14 protein-coding genes are annotated in these 18,619 nt (G+C 42.4%); 10 read left to right on the forward strand and 4 right to left on the reverse strand.

Annotation, left to right across the window (positions count from 1 at the left end; translation table 11 throughout):
* The first annotated feature begins 475 nt into the window (after window positions 1–475).
* From EO98_RS09765 to EO98_RS09770, 3 genes are all read left to right on the forward strand, one after another.
* Window positions 476–3,229 (forward strand): DEAD/DEAH box helicase family protein, encoded by a 2,754-nt coding sequence (locus EO98_RS09765; RefSeq protein WP_048139716.1) that lies wholly within the window; start codon window positions 476–478, stop codon window positions 3,227–3,229.
* A gap of 19 nt (window positions 3,230–3,248) precedes the next feature.
* Complete coding sequence (locus tag EO98_RS18440) at window positions 3,249–3,404, forward strand: hypothetical protein (RefSeq protein WP_156161098.1); 156 nt, start codon at window positions 3,249–3,251, stop codon at window positions 3,402–3,404.
* 214 nt (window positions 3,405–3,618) lie between these two features.
* Window positions 3,619–3,990: a PRC-barrel domain-containing protein gene (locus EO98_RS09770; protein ID WP_048139719.1), complete on the forward strand. Its 372-nt coding sequence runs from the start codon at window positions 3,619–3,621 to the stop codon at window positions 3,988–3,990.
* Window positions 3,991–4,816: 826 nt separating this feature from the next.
* Here EO98_RS09770 and EO98_RS09775 read toward each other — a convergent pair.
* Window positions 4,817–6,241 (reverse strand): hypothetical protein, encoded by a 1,425-nt coding sequence (locus EO98_RS09775; RefSeq protein ID WP_156161099.1) that lies wholly within the window; start codon window positions 6,239–6,241, stop codon window positions 4,817–4,819.
* A 193-nt stretch (window positions 6,242–6,434) separates the two neighbouring features.
* Here EO98_RS09775 and EO98_RS09780 point away from each other — a divergent pair, with 193 nt between their 5' ends.
* Genes EO98_RS09780 through EO98_RS09790 form a run of 3 tightly spaced genes read left to right on the forward strand, consistent with a single transcriptional unit; the run spans window position 6,435 to window position 11,256 of the window.
* Window positions 6,435–7,901 carry a restriction endonuclease subunit S gene (locus EO98_RS09780; RefSeq protein ID WP_156161100.1) on the forward strand — a complete coding sequence of 489 codons (1,467 nt, stop codon included), beginning with the start codon at window positions 6,435–6,437 and terminating at the stop codon, window positions 7,899–7,901.
* Window positions 7,902–9,752, forward strand: coding sequence for a DUF262 domain-containing protein (locus tag EO98_RS09785; RefSeq protein ID WP_048139722.1), 1,851 nt, complete (start codon window positions 7,902–7,904; stop codon window positions 9,750–9,752).
* 1 nt (window position 9,753) lies between these two features.
* Window positions 9,754–11,256 (forward strand): class I SAM-dependent DNA methyltransferase, encoded by a 1,503-nt coding sequence (locus tag EO98_RS09790; protein ID WP_048139724.1) that lies wholly within the window; start codon window positions 9,754–9,756, stop codon window positions 11,254–11,256.
* 176 nt (window positions 11,257–11,432) lie between these two features.
* On the opposite strand, the gene EO98_RS09795 is transcribed toward EO98_RS09790, so the two are convergent.
* On the reverse strand, window positions 11,433–12,422 hold the full coding sequence (locus EO98_RS09795; RefSeq protein WP_048139726.1) for a hypothetical protein: 990 nt from the start codon (window positions 12,420–12,422) through the stop codon (window positions 11,433–11,435).
* 552 nt (window positions 12,423–12,974) lie between these two features.
* Entirely contained in the window at window positions 12,975–14,006 is a 1,032-nt protein-coding gene (locus EO98_RS09800) for a class I SAM-dependent methyltransferase family protein (RefSeq protein ID WP_048139728.1), read from the reverse strand.
* A gap of 190 nt (window positions 14,007–14,196) precedes the next feature.
* On the opposite strand from EO98_RS09800, the gene EO98_RS09805 reads away from it, so the two are divergent.
* Complete coding sequence (locus tag EO98_RS09805; RefSeq protein WP_048139731.1) at window positions 14,197–15,780, forward strand: lamin tail domain-containing protein; 1,584 nt, start codon at window positions 14,197–14,199, stop codon at window positions 15,778–15,780.
* A gap of 2 nt (window positions 15,781–15,782) precedes the next feature.
* Entirely contained in the window at window positions 15,783–16,025 is a 243-nt protein-coding gene (locus tag EO98_RS09810) for a DUF3006 domain-containing protein (RefSeq protein WP_048139733.1), read from the forward strand.
* Here the strand turns inward: EO98_RS09810 and EO98_RS09815 are convergent.
* A complete protein-coding gene (locus EO98_RS09815; RefSeq protein ID WP_156161101.1) occupies window positions 15,991–16,284 on the reverse strand; it encodes a hypothetical protein in 294 nt (97 codons plus the stop codon). The two genes, EO98_RS09810 and EO98_RS09815, sit on opposite strands and share 35 nt — an antisense overlap.
* A 63-nt stretch (window positions 16,285–16,347) precedes the next feature.
* Here EO98_RS09815 and EO98_RS09820 point away from each other — a divergent pair, with 63 nt between their 5' ends.
* Window positions 16,348–16,926 (forward strand): TetR/AcrR family transcriptional regulator, encoded by a 579-nt coding sequence (locus EO98_RS09820; protein WP_048139736.1) that lies wholly within the window; start codon window positions 16,348–16,350, stop codon window positions 16,924–16,926.
* Window positions 16,923–18,413: an NAD(P)/FAD-dependent oxidoreductase gene (locus EO98_RS09825; protein WP_048139738.1), complete on the forward strand. Its 1,491-nt coding sequence runs from the start codon at window positions 16,923–16,925 to the stop codon at window positions 18,411–18,413. The genes EO98_RS09820 and EO98_RS09825 overlap by 4 nt, the downstream gene beginning before the upstream one ends.
* Window positions 18,414–18,619 lie beyond the last annotated feature (206 nt).

Raw genomic sequence — 18,619 nt, forward strand, 5'->3', positions numbered from 1 at the left:
TTTCTTGCCCGAAAGCTATCGATTTTGCACCAGAAGCCTGCCTTAAGTTTTGGCCTATTTACATGAAATCGATACCCTATTCCAGCCCATAAATTGATACAATTTTGGAAAACTGTTGAGGAAGTGGAGACCATTTATCAAGATTCTTCACTTAACCGAAAACGCATGAATCCTATTTACATTTCGTCTGAGTTGCGGCAAGAAGCCAGGCCAAAGGTAAGGGGTTTGGGGCCTATTTTCACAGGATTTCTTGTATTCGAATCATACCTCTTACATCCGCTTTTTTGGTTCTTCACTGTTTCTAGTGGATAATTTACACAATTTCCAAAATATAGAAGGAACATACATAAATTTAGAAACATTTATTGGTATAAATCACATTCAAAGAAGAAGCCAGCCTCGGCATTCCAATCCAGGAAAAAAAGGATAAAAATGAATTTCAATGGGTAAAAAAACATTCAACGGGTAAAGACATATGAATAATAACCAGACCCCGGAGCAGCAAGCCAGAGATGCCATCGATAGAAAATTATATGATTCTGGCTGGGTAGTGCAGGAAAAGAGCAGGATCGACTGGAGTGCCTCCAGGGGCATTGCAGTTAAGGAATATCTGACCGATGTGGGGCCGGCTGATTATGTACTCTTTGTTGACAAAAGGCCCGTTGGAATCATTGAAGCGAAAAGGGACGAAGAAGGCCATAGGTTAACCGTTGTTGAGGAACAATCAGCCGAGTATGCTGCAAGCAAGCTAAAGTACCTGAACAATGACCCGCTTCCTTTTGTATACGAGAGCACAGGGGCACTTACACGCTTCACAGACTTCCGTGACCCGAAGCCAAGGTCAAAACCTGTTTTTTCTTTTCTGCGGCCTGAGACTTTTGAGGAATGGCTCAGAAAGAAGCCTTTGAGGGAAAGGTTACTTGAGATACCTGAATTGCCAACCGAAAGGTTACGGGGCTGCCAGATAACAGCGATTTCAAATCTTGAAAAATCCTTTAAGGACAACCGTCCGAGGGCTCTGGTCCAGATGGCAACCGGTTCCGGAAAGACCTATACTGCCATAACCTTCATCTACAGATTACTAAAATTTGCAGATGCCAGAAAAGTGCTTTTCCTTGTTGATACCAGGAACCTTGGCGAACAGGCAGAGCAGGAATTCATGGCTTATGTGCCCAATGATGATAACCGTAAATTTACCGAGCTGTACAATGTTCAGCGCTTACGTTCCAGTTATATCTCCTCGGACAGCCAGGTGTGCATTTCCACAATCCAGCGGCTTTACTCTATTCTGAAGGGCGAGGAGCTGGACGAAAAAATAGAGGAAGAAAACCCTGCCGAGAGAGGCTGGCAGCCAAAGGAACCGCTTCCTGTAGTTTATAATGAGAAGATTCCCATTGAAGAGTTTGATTTTGTAGTCATAGATGAGTGCCACCGCTCCATTTACAACCTGTGGCAGCAGGTGCTGGACTATTTCGATGCTTTTTTGATAGGCCTGACAGCAACACCTGATAAACGCACCTTCGGGTTTTTCAATGAGAATGTGGTGAGCGAGTACAGCCATGAGGAAGCTGTTGCAGACGGCGTGAATGTCGGTTATGATGTGTACACCATCGAGACCGAAATCAGCAAAAACGGGGCAAAGATAGCTGCGCGGGAGTTTGTGGACAAGCGGGAGAAACTTACCCGCAAAAAACGCTGGGAACAGCTGGACGAAGATTTCACCTATACTTCCAAAAAGCTGGACAGGGACGTGGTCAATCCCAGCCAGATCCGAAATGTGATACGGACATTTAAGGAAAAGCTGCCTGAGATCTTCCCTGGCAGAGAGGAAGTTCCAAAAACCCTGATCTTTGCCAAGAACGACAGCCATGCCGATGATATTATCAATATACTGCGGGAAGAATTCAACGAAGGGAATGCCTTTTGCAAAAAAGTGACCTACAAAGCGGAAGAAGACCCAAAGTCGGTGCTGGCAGATTTCCGCAATGCATACAATCCCAGAATAGCAGTTACAGTGGACATGATTGCCACGGGTACGGATGTTAAGCCGCTGGAATGCCTGCTGTTCATGCGGGATGTTAAGAGCCTGAATTATTTTGAGCAGATGAAGGGCCGGGGTACACGCACCCTGGGCTTCGATGACCTGCAAAAGGTGACAAAATCGGCTGTTTCGGCCAAGACACATTTTGTAATTGTGGATGCCGTGGGGGTCACAAAGACCCTGAAAACTGACAGCCGGCCTCTGGAACGCAAGAGGAATACGTCACTGAAAGACCTGCTGGCAGCAGTAACTTTTGGCGCTCAGGACGAAGACCTGTATGTTTCCCTGGCTAATCGGCTTGCAAGGCTGAACAGGCAGATAAATGAGGACGAAAGAGCTACTTTTGCCGAGAAAGCGAATGGAAAAACTATCAATCAGACTGTGAAGGACCTGCTCAGTGCATATAACCCTGATATCATTGATTCAGGAGCTTCTGAGATTAAACAACGCCAGCCGGAAATTCAGGAAGCCGATGCAAAGAAAAAGGCACAGGAGAAACTGATTGATGTTGCCAGGTCCACTTTTTCCGGCGAGCTGAACGAATACATTGAAAATGTCCGCAGAGTCCATGAGCAGATAATTGATACCTTGAACCCCGACACCCTTCTAAGAGCCGAGTGGGACAAAGACGCTGTTATACAGGCTGATGAGCTGGTCAATGATTTTAAGGCATATATGGAAGCTAACAAAGACGAGATCACAGCCCTGAGAATTTTCTACAACCAGCCCTACCAGCGCAGGGAAGTCACCTTTACGATGATAAAAGAAGTGCTGGACAAACTGAAACTGGAAAAGCCCTATTTTGCTCCTTTCAGAATATGGCAGGCTTATGAGCAGCTGGAAAGGGTAAACGGAAATTCCCCGAAAAACGAACTCACAGCCCTTGTCTCCCTTATCCGCAGGATAACCGAAACCGACCCTGTGCTGACCTCCTATGACCAGACCGTAAACCGGAACTTCCAGAACTGGGTATTCAAAAAACAGGCGGGAACCCTGAAATTCAATGATGACCAGATGAACTGGCTCCGCATGATAAAGGATTACGTTGCCACGAGCTTCCATCTGGAAATAGACGACCTTGATTACACTCCTTTTGATGCTCTGGGCGGGCGCGGCAGAATGTACCAGCTTTTCGGGGATGATATGAATATGGTGATTAGTGAATTGAATGAGGCTCTTGCGGCGTGAAGATAAGAGAATGAGTAGGATGGAGGAAAAGTTCGGAGAAAACTGTGGGGAAAATGTGGGGAAACTGTGGGGAAACTGTGGGGAAAAGTGGGGTGAAAGGTTGGGAGATAAGTTGGGAGATAAGTTGGGAGATAAGTTGGGTGAAAACTGTGGGGAAAAGTTGGATGAAAACTAGCATCCTGAGGAAGTTCATAGACGTTCTTTTGCTCACCGTTTTCAGTTACTGGTGGACACGACCTCAAGTACGTAAGGAATGTATATTATTAATGAATTGTTATTATTAATGGGGCGGTTTATGATGGGCAGGCGGAGAGCATGGAACGCTTCTCTGTACTTTTGGAAGAGATAAATAAGACGGTAAGTGAATAATATATTGGGAGTTGAGGTGTATGGGAATAGTTGAAGAAACGGAAGTTCCAAGGCACATGACTTTTGTGCCGGCAAACGAAATAAAAGGATCTAAGATCCTCACCGTTAAAGATGAAGAACTCGGAAAGATTAAAGAAGTCATGATTGACTCTGAACGGGGAAGAATCGCATACGTAGTATTTGCTTGTGATTGTTTTCTTGGTATGAAGTGTAAATTCTTTGCCATTCCCTGGGGAGCTCTTCAAGCAAGTCGAGGAGATTATATCCTTAAAGTTGAGAAGGAAGCATTCAAAACGGCAGAAGGCCTGGATAAAGATGTGTGGACTTTAAATCATAACGATCTGGCTAAAGTGTATGAACAGTATAATCTTCATCCTTACTGGGAAATTTAAAAGCTCATTTTCGGGTGATGATATGAAAATTGTTGTTTCCGACCCGATTTTCTTACCGAAGAATACAGGAAAGACTTGAGGTTCCCGGAAACCTTACTATTTTTGAGAATATGCCCTTTTCCATTGAATAATTTATTTCAGCCAAATAAGACGTCGTTTAAAGAATGTAAAAAATAGTGAAGCATTTAATGTACAGCCTGATCGAAAGAGTACATTACTGATGATTTACAGGCAGCCCTGGCAAAAAAAGAACTGCATATATTACTCTGGGTTATACAACCGCCAGTAATTTATACGATAACTTACATATTATATATTGTTCACAAGGAACTAAGCTGTAAAATGAAGCAAATTCAGGACAGAGTAAAACCTGACCCGCAATGAACTTCATTGACGTACAAGCTTAAAATGAAGCAAATTCAGGACGGCTTGAAAACCGATCTCGAAATCTACTTCATTGACGCGTAAGCTTAAAATGAAGCAAATTCAGGACAGTCTGAAATCTGATCCCGTAATAAACTTCATTGACGCGTAAGCTGTAAAATGAGGCAAATTCAGGACAGATTAAAACCTGATCCAGAAATCTACTTCATTGTTGCAGACAAAACCTTGTGAACCCTTAATCCACCCTTTTAATCAAAGTTAAAGCGGTATATACCTCATTTATCTTCCTTTACTACTTTTCTTAACTTTTCGTTTCAGATGTTTGACAAACGACATCATGAAACTGTTTTGAGGCAAAAAGAACAGAAATACTGGTTACTAAAAGAACAGAAATACTGGTTACTGATAGACTGACTTATTCATCCAGTATAACATCTTCATATTATACGAAATGGTAACCTCCATCACTATGTCTTACTACAATTGCACTTCGATTGTCGTTCAGTATAAGATTCTGGTTATTAATCGAAACGTAAACATTCATAGGAGTTCCATAAGTACGTTCAAATGAAGTTCTGACGAATATGTGGTTAGTTAAATTCATCTGTGGGACGTCTTGAGATTTTCTGGAATAGTGCTGATAGGTTCCATTTCTTAGAAATGCTATTTTTTCAATCTCGTGGGTGTTAATTAGTTCCTCTCCGGCATCATCAACAACAAGAAGACTGTATGTATGTGAGTCCCTATTTTTTACTGGAAGCGTTGTTATGTTTCTTTCAGGTTTGACTTCCAATGCATAGACAATTTTGGTCCAGCTTATTTCATCGGGAGAGTAGGGAGAAGGTTTCATCACGTTCTCCGGATCTGCCTTATTGAAAAATTCAAATACACTTCTGTTTACCCAGCTGCAAAATAACGGAGTCCCTTCACTATAAAATTCAGAAGGATCTTCAGAATAAGGCGGTATGCCAAACACCGTTGAGTAATTGAAGCGTTCGGCAACTTTTAAAGCTTCAATATTTTTTTCGAAAGAGGCTGAGGAAATAGGAGTTTCGTTATACATCAGTAAAAATGATTCATTGTACAGCGAATTAACCTGAAAAACCACAGATCCGTTTATAGTTTGTCCGGGAGACAGAGTTGTATTTTCGATTTTATTTTCTTCTTTGAGGCTTGAAAGCACCTCCAGATGTGATCTCTCATAAAAACCGTAAGGGTCCAGATTTGTAGTATTAAATGTACGATTTCCATCACGTACATGAAGTTCGTTTAATTTGAAATCGAGGTCATTTGAACCGTTATTCTTTATTGAAAGGTCATATGCCGCGTAATACCTTTCATTGAGATTATATCCGAGCTTGATTTCTGCGGGATCACTTGAACCACGGTATTCTTTAACTCTGTATATGCAAAGCTTACCATCTTCCTCTTTTACTTTTAATCGAATGTCGTTGGGAGTTATTAATACCGTATTTTTATCATCTGCAAGCTGTAAATCCAGGGAATTGTCGGGCATAAAAACACGGATAGTATTATTGTCATTGGTTTTAATGATCTGCGCATCACTTACCCAGTCAATTTCCAGATCATTCTTGAGGTATTTGCTGAGATTTTTACTTTCGTTACCCGGGACATTATCCCAGCTAAACAGGTATTTTAATACATTTTCCGAATTATCATGCATATAAATGCTTGAAAAGGACTTTACTTCGATTTCAGGGATATTTTCCTCTTCGGAGGACAGGGTTGTTGATGATAGGTTTTCTGAATCTTGATATGCTGACTCATTTGATTGAGTAGCATTGTTTTCTTCAACGCATCCACTAAAAATAATAAAGATTGTCAGAATCAAAATTAACGTTCTCAATCCCAATCATCCCCGGTTGACTTCAATGTTACAGTATTTTCGAGACTCTTTTTCTTCGTTTGTGACTCTAATACAGGCATATATGCCTTTATACGGTTTAAATTTCTTCTTAAATTGCTGAAAGACACAAGTAGACAATTATTTAATCAACTGACATCTTAAAAGTACTCCAAAATCAAAAAATGGTGCTATTGTGAAAGAAAAAGTTGGATGGATCAAAGGTATCCTAAGTGATTTTGGAGAAATTGTTTCTGGTGGTACACCAAAAACAAAAGTTGCAGAGTATTGGGGTGAAGATATTTCTTGGATAACTCCAGCCGATTTATCAGGATATTCAGAAAAGTACATCCACAAAGGGAGAAAAAGTATCACTCATCTTGGTTTAAAAAACTCTTCTGCCAAACTAATGCCTAAAGGAAGTGTATTGTTTTCTTCAAGAGCGCCTATTGGTTATGTAACAATTGCTGGAAATGAATTGTGCACAAACCAAGGATTTAAAAGTCTTGTTCCAAAAGAAGTTGTAAATAGCGATTTTCTATATTACTACTTCAAATCCATAAAGCAGCTTGCTGAAAAAAGAGCAAGCGGCACTACTTTTAAAGAATTATCGAGCAAGGCTTTTGCTGACTTGCCATTATGCCTACCTCCTCTCCCCGAACAACGCGCCATAGTCTCCAAAATCGAGCAACTTTTCAGCGAACTGGACAACGGCATTGCCAATCTCAAACTGGCACAGGAACAGCTCAAGGTTTACAGGCAGGCGGTGCTGAAGAAAGCTTTTGAAGGAGAGCTTACGAAAAAATGGCGGAAGCAGCAGAAGGATTTACCGAATACACAAAATTTGATGGAGCAAATTCGAAGGGAATGGGAAGAAGCTACGAAAGTTTCTGGAAAAAAGATGAAAGCAGTAAAAAATCTCACAGAAGCGGAATTGGAAGAATTATCCCTACTACCTGAGGGGTGGGGGTGGGTGAAATTAGGTCAAGTAGTGTGGTCAGTTAAAGATGGACCTCACTACAGCCCTAAATATGAAGAAAAAGGAGTTCCATTCATTTCTGGCGGGAATGTTAGACCTTCAGGCATTGATTTTTCCAATGCAAAGTATATTTCAAAGGAACTTCATGAAGAATTATCTAAAAGATGCAAACCCGAGTTAAATGATATCTTGTATACTAAAGGAGGAACAACCGGTATTGCAAGAGTTAATACTTATGATTTTGATTTTAATGTTTGGGTTCATGTAGCCGTTCTTAAAACTATAAAATCTATCTATCCTTTTTACTTACAACATGTGCTGAATTCCTCTCACTGTTATCGACAATCCCAAAAATATACCCATGGAGTAGGCAATCAAGATTTGGGATTAACAAGGATGATATTAATTACTTTACCAATTTGTTCCCTTGCCGAACAACAAGCCATCGTTCAGGAAATCGAAACCCGCCTTTCAGTCTGCGATAAGATAGAGCTGGATATCGAAGAAAATCTGGAAAAAGCCGAAGCACTGCGGCAGAGTATTTTGAAAAAAGCGTTTGAGGGGAAGTTGCTTAATGAAAGGGAGCTGGCAGAGGTTCGAGGGGCAGAGGATTGGGAGCCGGCTGAGGTTTTGCTGGAAAGAATAAGAAAGGAAAGAGCGAAAACGAAAACGGGGGGCGATTAAATGGACATTGTACCAGAGAAACAGAACATTGACAGTGTGTTCTCAAATACTACATACTACATAGATTTTTACCAGCGTGAGTACAAATGGACAAAGGAGCCTGTAGAACGGCTGCTGGAGGATATTTTCTACAAATTCAGTCAGGAGTATGAAAACAATAAGTCGCTTGATCCAACAAAGGAAATGATTTCGTCTAAATATCCATGGTATTATTTGAATACCTATGTTACTAACACTATCGAGGGAAAAGTGTATGTTGTAGACGGACAACAGAGGCTTACTACTCTTACTTTAATTCTCATTAAGCTTTTCCACTTATCCAATAAGTTTGAATCTAAAACTGAGAAGTGGCTCGAAAGTAAAATAGCAGGTTACTCAGGTATGGAGTACTCTTTTTGGATGAATCATGAAAAACATAAACAAGTTCTTAAAGATCTGTTTGAATCGGCAGATGATATAAAAGAAATTAATGTGTCTACCGGTATTACAGCAGTGAACATGCGTGATAACTACCAGATAATCAGCAAGTGTTTAGATGAACAATTATCTGAAAAACACAAATTTGAAACTTTTTCGATGTATTTCCTTTATAGGCTTGTATTAATCAATCTATCCGTTGAACAAACCAATGTCCCAATGATATTTGAGGTAATTAATGATAGAGGTATCAGGCTGAAACCCTACGAAATACTAAAAGGGAAGCTTTTAGGACAGATAGACAAGTTTGAACTGGATATGAAAGACTACAACAGTCTGTGGGAAAAACAAGTTCAGGCAATTAATAACTTCAAAGAAGATGAGATCGATACATTTTTTAGATATTTTTTAAAAGCCAAATTTGCCAATACACAAGCTGAAGGAAAACGTTTTGATGGAGACTACCATCGGGAAATGTTCACCAATGAAATAAATGAATATTTAAAACTCAAACACAATCCATCAGAAGTCAAACATTTTCTTGAGCAGACTTTCACTTATTATACCCAGCTTTATTTGAAGATATGGAAAGCTTATTCCCACTATAACAGCTCATATGAATATGTTTTTTTCAATAAACTGAATGAGATGGATGGGCAGTTCTTACTTATCCTTTCCTCCTGCAAGTTGAACGATACTCAAAAGGAAGAAAAAATAGCAACTATAGCTTATGAGCTTGACCGTTTTTTCTCTCTACTTCAACTTCAAAACGCTTATGAGAGTAATACATTCAACCAAACCCTATACAAAATATCAAGTGAGATAAGAGATAAACCTCTTGATATTATCAGGAACGTTTTTGACAAGTATTTGCTTCAAGAACTATCAACTAGAAGAAGTTCAGAAGCCACACAACCTGTTCAATACGCTTTTTTCAAAAATACAGGAACTTCTCTCAATATGCGTTTTAAGAGATATTTCTTTGCTCGTATAGACAAATTCCTTGCAAATAATATGAATTTGAGTACAAAACATCCTATTGAAAATCTGGTCACAAAAACTGGTCCAAAAAATGGTTTCCATATAGAACATATCCTTGCAAGAAACGAAGAAAATCTTGAACTTTTCCACAATGACGAAGATATATTTGAACAAGAAAGAAACAGATTGGGTGGAATTCTCTTAATGAAGGGGAGAGACAATATCTCAAGCAACAATGAATCCTATCCAAATAAGTTAAGGTCATATGATAATACACTTTATTGGAATGAAACATTGAGAGAAGATTTCTATAAATCAAAACTAGATGTAGAGGAATTGAAGAAAAAGTATAGCCTCACTGAGCTTGTTCCAATAAACGATAAATTTGGTCCGGACGAGCTTGAAAATAGGCAAAAACTTCTTTTTGAAATAACAAAAATCATCTGGAATTAATATGTCTGAAAACACCTCATCCATCGTTTCCAAAGTCTGGAGCTTCTGCAACGTCCTGAGGGACGGGGGCGTGAGCTATGGCGATTATCTGGAACAGTTGACCTATCTCATATTCCTGAAAATGGCTGAAGAGTACCGGAAGCCGCCGTACAACAGGGATATTGGCATCCCGGAGGAATATACCTGGGATAATTTGAAACAGCAGCGTGGAGCAGAACTCGATATTCACTACAAGAAGCTGTTAGAAGAGCTTGGGAAAAAGCCGGGGATGCTCGGACAGATCTTCCTCAAAGCCCAGAATAAGGTCAGCGACCCTGCCATGCTGTACAAGGTCATTGATATGATCGACAAGGAAAGCTGGGTCATGATGGGTGTGGATACGAAAGGAGAGATCTACGAAGGGCTCCTGCAGAAGAATGCAGAAGATACAAAAAGCGGAGCCGGCCAGTACTTCACCCCCAGGCCGCTCATCAGGGCAATGGTCCGGTGCCTCCAGCCCGGACCCATGAAGACAATCGGCGATCCCTGCTGCGGCACAGGCGGGTTCTTTTTAGCAGCTTACGACTTCCTTACCTCAAACCACCGGCTGGACCGGGAGCAGAGTCGTTTCCTGAAAAACAAAACCTTTGGCGGGAACGAAATCGTCGCAGGGACAAGGCGGCTTGCCCTGATGAACATGTTCCTGCACAACATCGGGGAAATCGACGGGGAGCCCATGATCTCCAATTCCGATGCTCTCATAGCTGATCCTGGTTACCGTTACGATTACATCCTCACAAACCCGCCTTTTGGAAAAAAGAGCAGCATGACCTTCACCAACGAAGAAGGGGAGCAGGAAAAAGAAGACCTCACTTACAACCGGCAGGACTTCTGGACAACCACAAGCAACAAGCAGCTAAACTTTGTGCAGCACATCCATACCATCCTCAAAACCGGCGGGCAGGCAGCAGTGGTATTGCCCGACAATGTCCTGTTTGAAGGCGGAGCCGGAGAGACCATCCGTAAAAAACTTCTTGAAACCACCGACCTGCACACAATCCTGCGCCTGCCGACAGGCATCTTCTATGCAAATGGCGTAAAGGCAAACGTGCTTTTCTTTGAAGCAAAATCTGCTGCGAAAGAGCCCTGGACAAAAGAAGTGTGGATCTACGATTACCGCACAAATGTACACCACACATTAAAGAAAAATCCACTGAAGTTTTCAGATCTGGAAGATTTCATCAAATGCTACAACCCCGAAAACCGCCACAGCCGCAAAGAGACCTGGAGTGAGGAAGCTCCCGAAGGCAGGTTCAGAAAATTCAGCTATGATGAAATTGTAGCAAGGGATAAAACGAATCTGGACATCTTCTGGCTCAAAGACAAAAGCCTCGCTGATCTGGACAACCTTCCGGACCCCGATATTCTTGCAAATGAGATTATAGAGAATATGGAGGCTTCGCTGGCAAGTTTCAAGGAAATTATGCTCACAATTAATGGAAACGGTGAAAGTGAAAAGAATTAAAAAAGAAATTCCACATATGTCTGAAGATTAAAGAATATTCTTGATATTCTTTTTATCAGTTCTTGATATTCTTTTTATAATCGCCAAATCCAAAAATTCAGGTTTTTCAATAAAATGTTGTGGTGGATATCCACCACTTATATATCCACCACTTACTTTACTGTAAGATTTTCAGGTCAGGCTGCAAGGTCGCATAAGTAGATATCATTGCCAGCCGTACTATCAACATAGTTCTTGTCCATTCCCCACACAAGAGTGTTATTGTATACTTCCGGTGTCGTATAAACTTCTTCAGGATACTCATATACCAGTGTGCTTTGTCCCGTAGATATGTTATATACATATACTCCAGGCTTGCCTTCATAATCATCAACACATTTATTGTATACAATTTTATCATTTTGTATGGCAATGTGTGTCCCTGTACTGGCGCCGTATTCATTTCCATCTGGATCGGTGTCAAGTTGATGTGTGACGTCCAGGGTTTTCTTTGTTGAGGTATTATACATCGCAATATATCCCTGATGATTATATACATCAGACCAGATGACGTTAGTACCCCATATATGCGGTATGTTCGGGTCTCCATATGAATTGACAGTTATTCTTTCCGTCGTATTGATGTCATACATTCTGATAGTTATATCCACTTCCGGATCTTCTGAATATGAGTAATACACCACTTTTGTGTCATATATGTCGGGATTACTACCGTTTCCTATTTTTGTCTGTGTGGATGTAGATATGTCCCTCAGATATACACTATCATTTTCACTCCAGACGATTCTGTTGCCGTAAATAGCAGGTTTGCTATATTGGTCTACGTTCTTCGTGATGTAACTTTTTGTGGCTGTTGGTATATCGTACACAGCAAGCCTTGGTGTTCCACTGCTTTCATCATGCCACACTAACTTGTTGTCGTAAATATCCGGACTGGAGGCCCCAGAAGAGCTAAACGTGGTGTCTGTTCTGTTGGTCAGGTCGTATAGATGAATAACAACCCCATTTGTCCATACTACCCTGTTACCATAAACAGCAGGATCGTATCCGGTGCCAATTTTCGTAACTTGAGCCTCTGAAGCTGCGGCTGAGATTAAAATCAAAATAACAAAAATCAGGAATGCTGAAGCTAAAGCTATTGAACATAGCTTTCCCTTATTTTTCATTTATTTTCCCCCAGGTAGCTTTATTTTTCAAAGTTAATGTAAAGTTTATAGTTCGGATATTTTTCAGATTCTGTAATAGGTTCTGTAATAATATCTGAATCATCTATTACTGAAGTCACATTAATCCAAACCTGGACTATTTGCCCAACTAATTATGTGATAAATTAATAGAGACTAGGTAATTATATAATTTTACGAATAAAATATTTTCTAACCTTTGTTACATATCGATTTTTGTTATGAACTAAAATTACAGACTTCAATTCGATATCAAAAATTGCTTTAAGACCGGAGCTATTTTCACAAACAAGCCCGTTGATTTAAGTACAAGATAATTCTGTGTTGCCCGGGTTATTTCGTAACATACCCTAACTCAAAACCGGACAAAACAGAGGTTCATCGAACCTTCCTTTTTTTTGTAGGCTCATTATCTGATTCCCCATATGGGGTAAAAAGGTCAGAAACCGTTTTTCCCGGAGAAAAGCTAACCGCAAGCTAATAAAATGGAGAAGATGAGAATCTGCCCTCAATAAAAAATTTGAGTTAAAACCTTCATTCAAAGATCCGCACGTCCACGACCACATGCAGGACGCCCGGAGAATATTTCTTAATCCTCCGGATTGCCAGGACCTCAACTTTTTTCCCCAGGCATCCGGCAGCTTTTTTTATCCTTTCTTCAGGCCTGGTTCTGGCGAGGTTTTCAGGTACCGTTTCATGGTAATGCAGGATCCCTCCGCTTTTTTTCAAAGCTTTCATAGCCGGTTCCAGATAGTGGTGTGTTGTTCCCACATAACCCATAATCACCCTGTCCGCCTCCCCTTCGGGAGCGGCATGTGAGCAGTCTCCCGGAACCGGGGTAATAATGTCCTCCACATGGTTCAGCCTGACATTTTCCTTAAGGTAGGCAAAGGACTCCGGGTTAATTTCTATCGAGATGATTTTTTCCGGCCGCGCATGGACAGCCATGGGAATTGAAAAGTAGCCTATCCCTGCGAACATGTCCACAACAATTTCCCCGCTTCCGAGTTTGCTCATCCTTTTCCTTTCTTCAAGGTTGCCTTTGGAGTACATCACTTTCGTTACATCCTGCTTGAAGAGGCATCCGTGTTCTTTGTGGATAGTTTCGGTGGAGGTTCCGAGGAGAAGTTCCCTTTTTGGCTGGCGGAACTGCCCTTCGATTCCGAAATCTCTGACAACGCTCCTGCACTTTGGATACATGGAAAGCAGGGCTTCAGCTATCCTTATTTTTTTGCTTTCGAGGCTTTCAGGGATACTGACGATAATGATGTCTCCTAAAATATGCCAGCCTGATGGAACGCATGCAAGTTCGGCTTCGGTAAGGGAATCTTTAAGATATTCTTTCAGGGACCCGGTTTTTTCCAGAAATTCGGGATTTTCCTGTTCAATTACTGGAAAATCTCCTATTTTTTCTCCTGCAGCCTCAGTGACAGGGATTTCAAGGAAAGTGCCTTCTTCGGTCTGGAGCTTTCGGATTTTTCGGGTATCGTCAAAGAGATCCGCAATTATAACTTCCAGCCGGGCTTCTTCACCCTTTTCGAGTGGAACACGGATAGTTCTGTACATTGGAATTGAAGGATATCCGGCATGGGATTAATGTTTTTTGTTCATGAATCTAATTCTGTAGATAATATATTTCTGATGATTTATATAATTATGATGCCATAGATGTTAGGATGAATTCCAGAATATTTTTTTCAGCAGCTTAATATAAATGCCATTTATATTATTGGGTTAAAAATGTGGTGTGATTAAATTGACGAAGTCAGGAAAAGCGTCCGGAAGCAGCTTATTGCGTGGGATTGTTGGTTTAATATTTGTTTTAATAGTTATTGCTGGAATAAACGCGGGAATGAAAGACGTTCCGCTTGCTGAAGAGCCCCAACAGCCCGCACAGCAGGCAGGAGAAACAGACCTTGAGGCCCAGGTTCGGGCTGAAGGAACAGCGTCAGGTCAGGACAGCGGGCTTGCAGAAAATAACCCTGAGGATACGAATCTTGCAGATAATAATCTTGCAGACAATAGTCCTGAGGACAATAATCTTGCAGACAATAATCCTGAGGACAATAACCCTGCTAACGGTGGAAACCCGGCAGATGAAAACTTAACAGTTCATTTTCTTGACGTCGGCCAGGGAGATTCAATTCTCCTGGAATATAATGGAAAAGCTATGCTGGTAGACGCAGGGGAACGAAACCAGGGGTCAGGAGTTTCGGCATACCTTCGCGAGCATGATATCTCCGGCATTGATTATGTTGTTGCAACCCATCCTCACGCGGACCATATAGGCGGCATGGATGAGGTACTCAACAGCTTCCAGGTTGAACATTTCATTGACAGCGGCTTTCCGCATACCTCAAAAACCTATGAGAATATGCTGACCAGTATTGATGAGAAAAATATTCCTTTTGAGGTAGCTAAAAAAGGAGAAGAAATCGAATTTGACCCTGCTGTTGATGTGGAAGTTCTGAACCCCGGACCTGAATACTCCGATGAGCTGAACGAAAACTCCGTGGTCCTTAAAGTAAGCTACGGGGAAGTTTCATTCCTGCTTATGGGCGATGCAGGGCTTGAAACTGAAGAAAATCTCATGAAAGCCGGGTATGCCCTGGATTCTGATATTCTCAAAGTCGGGCACCATGCCAGCCGGTCAGGCAGCGGAGGAGCCTTTATTTCAGCTGTAAGCCCCGAAATAAGCGTGATCGAAGTTGGAGCAAGCAATGACTATGGGCATCCCCATCCTGAAATTCTTGAAAGGTTACAGAAGGTTTCCAGGGTCTACAGGACCGATCTCTATGGCTCAATTACAGTGACAACAGATGGCTCTGCTTATACAGTCACTACTCAGAAAACCGGGTCTGGAGAAGGAGTGGTCAAAACAGGGTCTGCTGAAAGTGGAGCTGAAAGTTCTTCGACTTCGATGATAACTAAAGAAAACGAACCGAAAGACTCTGAAGCCGAAGAAAACGAAGCAGAAGAAGCCGAAACCGAAGCCAAAGAAGTTGAAGTCGAAGCGAGTGTGACCTCCGGCTCTGCAGAATCAACTGTCTATGTTAGCGACCTGAGCCTGAAAGATGAATGGGTAAAGATTACAAACAGAGGGTCCTCTCCTGTTTCATTGACAGGCTGGAAAATCGAGGATGACGGCAGTAAGCACACTTACACCTTTCCTTCCTGTACACTGGATTCCCAGACTACTGCAACTCTATATACAGGAGAGGGCGCAGATACAGCTACCGAACTATACTGGGGGTCAGGCAGCCCTATCTGGAACAACGATGGTGATACGGCATACCTCTTTGATGACAGCGGAAATATGGTCGCTTCGCTGGAGGGGTGAAGATGGAAAGCTTCAAAGTTACACTTGACAGAATAGAGGGCAGTACTGCAGTACTGCTTTTAAGGGATAATGAGTCAATAAAAATTGACTTCCCTCTTTTTTTACTTCCACCGGAGAGCAAAGAGGGTGATATACTGACTCTCAGCATTGTCAAAGACTCTCAAGAGACAGAAGCCGCTAAAGAAAGAGTGTCAACTTTACTTGATAAACTTAAAAATAAAAATAAAAATAAAGAGACAGACTGAATGAAACTATTTTATCGGTCTCCTTCTTACAGATTTGAGAGAGCTCGCACATTTCTTTAACAGGCTGGAGAAAAAACATATCATCTCCTGTGCCTGTTAAATGTGTCCCTGGCCGTGGGGGGCCGGGCGGCCTTTCCCTCGTCCCGGGAACATCTCCGTAGTGGATTTCTTTCAGGTAAACTGCATACCCGGTCTGTTTTTCTCTTCCCCTTCCGGAATTCGCATCATTTGTTAACATTATTATTTTTTCGCCTGGCAAATCTCTTTATACAAGATAAGATAACATATGTTATATAACAAATGTTATTCAAAGGGGATCTGTATGCCGCCCAAAACAAAATTTGACAAAGAAGCCATTGTAGAAGCCGCTTTTGCAATCGCAAAAGAAGAAGGCTTTGCCGGCATCACCGCGCGCAGCGTGGCGAAACGTCTTCGTAGTTCGGTTGCGCCGATCTATCTCAATTTCGCAACAATTGATGATTTGATTAAAGCTGTGGTCGAGCGTGTTTTTGCCCTTTCGGATGAACTGCTGGCAAAACAAAAAGGACCGGACCTTTTTGAAAACATCGGGAAAGCCAGTTTAGTGTTTGCACGGGAGTACCCCGTCTTTTTTCGTGAACTGGTAATGCAGAAAAATCCATACGTGGCTTCGTATGAAACCTTTCAGGACTCCATGATTGAAGCACTGGCTGAAGATGAAACCATGCGTGGTTTGACGTACGATGAACGCAAGCGCCTGCTTTTAAAAATGAGGATATTTCAAACGGGGCTTTCGGTCATGGTCGCCAACGATCATCTGCCGTCCTGGCTTGACGAACAGGCTGCTGAAGCGCTGCTTCTGGAAATGGGGGAGGATCTCCTGCGTATACAGCAAATAAAACAAAAGGAGACAGAGCAATGAAGAAAATAATTATTATAGGTGGAGGTATCGCCGGCTTGAGCGCCGGCATCTTTGCCCAAAAAAATGGCTTTGAAAGCGTAATCCTCGAGAAAAATCACAATTTAGGCGGGGAATGCACTGGCTGGGACCGGCAGGGCTATCACATCGACGGATGCATCCACTGGCTGATTGGAACAAAAGCAGGAACACCGATTCATGACCTCTGGGTCACCGTTGGCGCTCTCGGTGGGGTTGAAATTTACCATCCCGAGAGTTTTTTAGTTTTTGAACACGACGGCGTTACCGTACATTTTTATCGCGACCTTGACCGGCTCAGGTCCAGCTGGCTGGAACTATCCCCGGAAGATAAAGCCGCTATTGAAGATTTTTGTCAGGTGATAAGGCGGCTGCAATCATATGAAACGCCCGTTGAAAAACCTGAGGACTTGATGACGCTTATGGAAAGAATCCGGTTGATGATCTCGTTAAAAGATGCGGGAACTGTTATGCAAAAATACGGCAAGGTCAGCTTAAAGGACTACTCCAATACCTTTAAGCACCCGGCGCTGCAGGCTGCTCTTGCTTCATTTTTACCGGAAGGTTATAGTGCCTCATTCATTTTCTTTGCGCTTGCGGCCTTTACCAGAGGCCAGGCCTCCATCCCCTATGGTGGCTCTAAGGCGCTGGCAACGCGCATGGTTGAACGTTACCTCTTCCTGGGTGGAGCCATCGAAGCTCCGTGTGAAGCCGTTGAGCTGACCATAGCCCACAACAAAGTCAATCGCGTCATCTGTCACAACGGCAAAACCTTTGAAGCCGATTATGTCATTGCAGCATGCGATGCGCACGTACTTTATGAGCGGTTACTGAAAGGCGAGTACCCGGATCGAGCCTTCCAAAAACGATATAGTAACCCAACAGATTATCCGCTGGCCTCACAAATTCTGGTGGCTTTAGGCTATGAAGGCACAATCGGCACCCTTCCGCGGAGCCTGTCCTTTCCGGCGGTCCCATTTGAGATCCATCAATCACCTATCAATCGTTTAACAATGACGCACTACCGGCATGAGCCGGCATTTGCTCCAGAAGGCCACACCCTGATCACCTGCAGCATCAACCAATTCCATGAGGATTACGAAGCCTGGGATACACTTGCCCGGGATCCCGAGGCCTATCAGCAGGAAAAAGAGAAGATAGGCAAAGCGGTTCTACGAGCAATTGAAGCACGTTTTCCTCGGATGAAAGGAAAACTCAAAGTGCTTGACGTCGCCACGCCAAAAACATACGAACGGTATTGCAACGCCTACCGGGGCGCTTTCATGCCGTTTTTACCGACCATTCGCGGAAAAATGATGGCTCATACAGGGCGAATCAAAGGCCTGGACAATCTCTTTTTAACCGGCCAATGGTTACAGCCGCCAGGGGGACTGCCCGTGGCAGTGATTACCGGAAAAGACACAATCATGCGGCTTTGTAAACAGGAAAAAAAGCCGTTTGTAAGCTGTTAAACAGCCTGGAAAAATTGACCTTGCTGTCTTTACCCGGAATTATGGGCACAGCAGACCGCACGAGTACGAGGTTTCCATCACCCGTCCCGCCAAAGAAGACCCGATTGGTCGACAAGCAGCTTTCCGGTCTTTCAGAAGGCAACGGAAGTTCTTCCACGCTGCTGGAGTGCCAGAAAAGTGCTCCGATTATAGTAACTTGCATGATT

Origin of the sequence: Methanosarcina sp. 2.H.T.1A.6 (assembly GCF_000979455.1) — an archaeon.
Taxonomy (GTDB): Archaea; Halobacteriota; Methanosarcinia; order Methanosarcinales; family Methanosarcinaceae; genus Methanosarcina.